Annotated in this window: 6 protein-coding genes and 1 pseudogene; 5 read left to right on the forward strand and 2 right to left on the reverse strand. The window is 63.8% G+C overall.

All coding sequences use genetic code 11. From position 1 onward, the window contains the following. A partial coding sequence (locus tag EOD07_RS20995) for a glycine cleavage T C-terminal barrel domain-containing protein (RefSeq protein WP_164772398.1) occupies positions 1–550 on the forward strand: 550 nt, incomplete at its 5' end. A gap of 83 nt (positions 551–633) precedes the next feature. Here the strand turns inward: EOD07_RS20995 and EOD07_RS21000 are convergent. Continuing rightward, on the reverse strand, positions 634–1026 hold the full coding sequence (locus tag EOD07_RS21000; RefSeq protein WP_040984171.1) for a DoxX family protein: 393 nt from the start codon (positions 1024–1026) through the stop codon (positions 634–636). A 200-nt stretch (positions 1027–1226) separates the two neighbouring features. Here EOD07_RS21000 and EOD07_RS21005 point away from each other — a divergent pair, with 200 nt between their 5' ends. Beyond that, positions 1227–1718: a hypothetical protein gene (locus EOD07_RS21005; protein ID WP_127236827.1), complete on the forward strand. Its 492-nt coding sequence runs from the start codon at positions 1227–1229 to the stop codon at positions 1716–1718. Between the two features lie 83 nt (positions 1719–1801). On the opposite strand, the gene EOD07_RS21010 is transcribed toward EOD07_RS21005, so the two are convergent. Next, positions 1802–2578 (reverse strand): VOC family protein, encoded by a 777-nt coding sequence (locus EOD07_RS21010; protein ID WP_127236828.1) that lies wholly within the window; start codon positions 2576–2578, stop codon positions 1802–1804. Positions 2579–2755: 177 nt separating this feature from the next. Here EOD07_RS21010 and EOD07_RS21015 point away from each other — a divergent pair, with 177 nt between their 5' ends. The 3 genes and pseudogenes from EOD07_RS21015 to EOD07_RS21025 all read left to right on the forward strand — a co-directional run. Then, a complete protein-coding gene (locus tag EOD07_RS21015; RefSeq protein WP_127236829.1) occupies positions 2756–3490 on the forward strand; it encodes a gamma-glutamylcyclotransferase in 735 nt (244 codons plus the stop codon). A gap of 114 nt (positions 3491–3604) precedes the next feature. Beyond that, complete coding sequence (locus EOD07_RS21020) at positions 3605–4969, forward strand: NAD(P)-dependent oxidoreductase (protein WP_127236830.1); 1365 nt, start codon at positions 3605–3607, stop codon at positions 4967–4969. Positions 4970–4971: 2 nt separating this feature from the next. Continuing rightward, positions 4972–5400, forward strand: a pseudogene (locus EOD07_RS21025) (NAD-dependent dihydropyrimidine dehydrogenase subunit PreA); the annotation flags it as partial.

Here is a 5400-nt window from a genome sequence, read left to right on the forward strand (position 1 = left end):
CTATACGGGCGATCTTGGCTACGAGATCTGGGTGGCGCCGGAATACCAGCGCGCTGCCTATCAGGCGCTGACGGCGGCCGGAGGAGAGTTTGGCATCGGCCTGTTCGGCTCGCGCGCGCTGAATGCGCTCAGGCTCGAGAAGAACTACGGCTCATGGGCGCGCGAATACCGGCCGATCTACGGCCCGGTCGAGGCCGGGCTCGACCGTTTCGTCGCTTATGGCAAGGACGCGGATTTCATCGGCAAGGAAGCAGCGCTGGCTGAACGCAGAGAGGGCGGCAAGCTCAGGCTGCGCGCCTTCATCGTCGAGGCCGCCGATGCCGATGTGATCGGTGACGAGGCGATCTGGCACGACGGCGTCGTGCGTGGCTGGGTCACGTCCGGCGGTTATGCGCATAATGCGAAGACGTCGGTCGCCATGGGCTACGTACCGAAAGAGATCGCCGACAGACCGGACGGTTTCGAAATCGAAATCCTCGGCAAGCGCCACACGGCGCGCATTCAGGCGGCGCCGCTGTTCGACGCCAATTTCGAGCGGATGCGCGGCTAGGGCATTCCAGGAAAAGCGCGAAGCGGTTTCCCGTCCGGAATTGCGTAAAAACAATAAGCTCCCAGGCGCGCAACCTGGATGCTTCAAGCGCCGCGGCGGTTGTCCAGTGCGAAAGCGCCGGACCCGGCGAAGATCAGATAAAGGAAGATGAAGCAGAAGGAGATCGCCAAGTCGCCACCGTTGTTGACGGGGAAGAAGCCGCGCGGGAAGTGCGCCATGAAATAGGCAATGGCCATCTCGCCGGCCAGAAGGAACGCGACCGGACGGGTGAAGAGGCCGAGCGCCAACAGGATGCCGCCGGCGAATTCGAGGATGCCGGCAGCCGTCGTCAGCCCGGTCAGGGCGTGCGGCTCGGCGCTGGCCGGGAAGTTGAACAGCTTCTGCGAGCCATGTTCGATGAACTGCAAGGCGGTCATGATGCGCAACACGCCCAGCGCTTGCGGACGGTACCGGGTGAGGCCTTCGAAAAGCTTCATCTAAAACTCCATTTTACCCTCCCCGTCCGGCCATAAATTATCGCCCGGCAGTGGACCACTCACTTCCCATGGCTCGCCATCAACAATCGGTGAGTGGAAATGGTTTCATTTTTCCCAAAATTATTCTCGCAATGGTTGCATATCTATCCTTAAAGTTGTATTTGTGGATGGAGACATCAACCGTACGGATCCGCGTTGCCATGAAAAAAGTCGTCATTGTCAGCCTGTTCGCAATCCTCGCAGGCACCAGCTTCGCCGCGGCCGCAGACGCGGGTTGCGATGCCTTCAAATGGCCGGTCGCGCGCGAGCAAGCCCTGTTTCCGACAGCGCCTGCGGCTCAGTCCGGCGCTACCCTCACGGTCGGGCAAGCGGCGGATTTCTCGCTTGAAGCCGTGGACACGGTCAGCTTCGAAGTGCCGCCAGACCGTGCACCGAAAGCCGGCACGTTCGGCGCGACCGCAAATGTGACCGTCCCGCCTGATGGCGAGCTGCAGCTCAGCCTGTCCGACGAGGCCTGGATCGACGTCGTGCAGGATGGCAAGACCGTAAAATCGTCGGCATTCAGCGGCGTGAGGACCTGCCCGGGAATCCGCAAGAGCGTTCGCTTCAAGCTCGCCGTCGGCGCGGCGATCATCCAGGTCAGCGGCGCGAAAAAGGCCGATCTGAAGCTGGCGGTGCTGACGCCGGAGTGACGCCAAATGGGTAACGCCGGCGGGACAGCGCCCCCCTCTGTCCTGCCGGACATCTCCCCCACAAGGGGGGAGATTGGCAGCTTCTACCGCGTCGGTGCCAGCAATGCGAAGTGCGCGCCTTGCGGGTCCTGGCACTGGATGATCCACTGGCCGCTCGGCACGTCCATCGGACCCATGATGACCTTGCCGCCATTGTCGGTGACCCGCTTAGCGGCGGCGTCGATGGCGTCGACGTTGAAATAGAACTGCCAGACGGGAACCGGGATCTGCGGCGGCTTGTTCATGATGCCGCCGCCGGATTCGGGACCGGCGCCAAAGGTCTTGTAGATACCCATCTCGCCCATGTCGAACTCGCCGGCACTGGTCCAGCCGAATTGGCTGGAATAGAAATCGAAGGCGGCTTTCCAGTCGGTCGTGTAGAGCTCATGCCAGCCGACATGGCCAAGCGTGGTCGCCGGCACCGGCGGCTGTTCAGGCTGGTTGGGCTGCAGGAACATGAAGGCTGCCCCTTGCGGGTCGGCGACGACGGCGAAGCGGCCGACGCCCGGAATGTCGTCGGGCGCGCGATGGACCGCACCGCCGGCGTTCTTGAGCGCTTGCGTCGAGGCGTCGGCATCCTTGGTGTAGATGTAGCCCATCCAGGCCGGCGGCATGCCCATCTTGGCGGGTTCTTCCGGCATGGTCATCAAGCCGCCGACACCTCGCACGGCGGAATTGACCACGATGTAGCGGGGCATGCCAGGCGCCTTGTCGAAGGGCTCGGCTTTCCAGCCGACCACGGCGGTGTAGAAGGCCTCGGCGGCGTCGAGGTCGGTGGTCATCAGTTCGTACCAGAAGAAAGGTTGCGGGGATTTCGGCATGGTCGGTCTCCTCACCGGTTCAGGCAGCGATCGCGGTTCGATCCATCCTAGGACGATCCTGGCGACAGAAATCCGACATGGGCCGAAAATACCGGTCGGCAAGGCGCTGCGCTCCCTCATCTTGCATAGCCAGCGCTTTTCGACTTTGCTGCCCTCAAAGAGGGTTCGCGTTTTTCCATGCGCCAGATGTCGCTCACGCCCGAGCTTGTCGCTCTTTGCCATCGCGACGAGATCGATCCCGGTCCGAGCGGGGATTGGACGCAGCTCAGCGACGACGATTTCCGCGCGCTCGGCGCGCGTCTCGCGGGTGAAGCCGACGCCGGACCGCTTTGGGTGTTCGCCTATGGCTCGCTGATCTGGAAGCCGGCTTTCGAGTCTGTCGAGCTGCAGCGCGCCTCGGCGCATGGCTGGCATCGCTCCTTCTGCCTGGATCTCGTGCGCTGGAGGGGCAGCGCCGCGCAGCCCGGACTGATGATGGCGCTCGAACGCGGCGGACGCTGCGACGGCGTGATCTACCGCCTGCCGGACGGTGACAAGGCCACCCAGATCGAAAGGCTGTTGCGGCGCGAGATCGACGATCACGAGGCCGTTGCCTCCGTCAGGTGGGTTCCGGTGCGTACGGCGCAAGGCCGGCTGCGGGCGCTGGGCTTCTGGGTTGGCGTGACCGGCAGAGGGACATCTCTCGGGCAGCCGCTGGAGAAGGTGGCATGGGTGCTGGCACGCGCCTGCGGCCATGTCGGCTCCGGCGCCGAATATCTCTACAACACCGTCAGCCACCTCGAGACCTTCGGCATCCACGACCGCAACCTGTGGCGGCTGCAGGAGCTGGTGGCGGACGAGATACGGTCGATTCATCCCGCGAGGTTTGAAAATGCGGAGCCATCTGATGAGGCAGTAATGGCTATAACATGACTATAATTATCATATTTTTATCCAGTCAATACAGTGGTTTGGCCGAAAATTGACCAATTGATAAAAAAATAAAACGTGCTAGCCTTCCCCAAAACGACAACAAGGGGAACTGGAATGGCGAGTGGTCATTTCATCGAGGGCATTGCCGGCGGCCGGCTGTCTTCCGAGCAATATGCCGATAATTTTTCCGACCTGCATCCGCCGCTCGACCACCATGAGGCGCTGGTCGAATCCGATCGCTGCTATTTCTGCTACGACGCGCCGTGCATGAACGCGTGCCCGACCTCGATCGACATCCCGCTGTTCATCCGGCAGATCGCGACAGGCAATCCGCTGGGCTCGGCCAAGACCATTTTCGACCAGAACATCCTTGGTGGCATGTGCGCCCGCGTCTGCCCGACCGAGACGCTGTGCGAAGAGGTCTGCGTGCGCGAGGTGGCCGAAGGCAAGCCGGTGCAGATCGGCCGGCTGCAGCGCTACGCCACCGATGTCGCCATGGGCGAGGGCAAGCAGTTCTATAAGCGCGCCGAAGCGACGGGCAAGAGCATTGCCGTGGTCGGCGCGGGGCCGGCCGGGCTGGCGGCGGCGCATCGGCTTGCCCGCCACGGCCATGAGGTGACGATCCTCGAGGCGCGGCCGAAGGCCGGCGGCCTCAACGAATATGGCATCGCCGCGTATAAGAGCGTCGATGATTTCGCCCAGGCCGAGGTCGACTATGTCACCGGGATCGGCGGCATCGACATCCAGAACGGCAAGGCGCTCGGCCGCGACTTCCAGTTGGCCGACCTGATCCGCAACTACGACGCGGTGTTCCTCGGCATGGGGCTTGGCGGCGTCAATGCGCTGCGGGCCGACGGCGAGGACACGGACGGCGTCGCCAACGCCGTGGAGTTCATCTCGGAGCTTCGCCAGGCAAGCGATCTCTCCAGCCTGCCGGTCGGCCGGCGCGTCGTCGTCATCGGCGGCGGCATGACGGCGATCGACGCCGCGGTGCAGTCGAAGCTGCTCGGCGCCGAAGAGGTGACGATCTGCTACCGGCGCGGCCAGGAGCATATGAACGCTTCCGGCTTCGAGCAGGACCTGGCCGCCGCCAACGGCGTCACCATCCGCCACTGGCTGCAGCCCATGCGCGTGATTGCCGAGAACGGCAAGGTCTCCGGGATCGAGCTCGAATATACCGCGATGAGCGGCGACAAGCTCGCCGGCACCGGCGAAAGGCTCACGCTCGTCGCCGACCAGGTGTTCAAGGCGATCGGCCAGAGCTTCGTGCCGGCGCATCTCAACGGCAGCAGCGAGCAGATTGAGCTGGAGGGCGGCCGCATCAAGGTCGATGCGGAAGGGCGCACCTCGCTGGCCAAGGTCTGGGCTGGCGGCGACTGCATCTTCGGCGGCGACGATTTGACGGTCTCGGCGGTGGCGCAAGGGCGCGACGCGGCCGAGAGCATCCACCGGGCACTGACCTCTAACGGGAGGGCATGAGCATGGCAGACATCCGCAACAATTTTATCGGCATCAAGTCGCCCAATCCGTTCTGGCTGGCCTCGGCGCCGCCGACCGACAAGGCCTACAATGTCGAGCGCGCCTTCAAGGCCGGCTGGGGCGGCGTGGTGTGGAAGACGCTGGGCGAGGAGGGGCCGCCGGTCGTCAACGTCAACGGTCCGCGCTACGGCGCGATCTGGGGCGCCGACCGCCGCCTGCTGGGCTTGAACAACATCGAGCTGATCACCGATCGCGACCTGCAGACCAACCTGCGCGAGATGAAGCAGGTGAAGATGAACTGGCCGGACCGGGCGCTGATCGCGTCGATCATGGTGCCTTGCGTGGAGGAAAGCTGGAAGGCGATCCTGCCGCTGGTCGAGGAGACCGGCGCCGACGGCATCGAGCTCAATTTCGGCTGCCCGCACGGCATG

Source organism: Mesorhizobium sp. M2C.T.Ca.TU.002.02.1.1 (assembly GCF_003997225.1).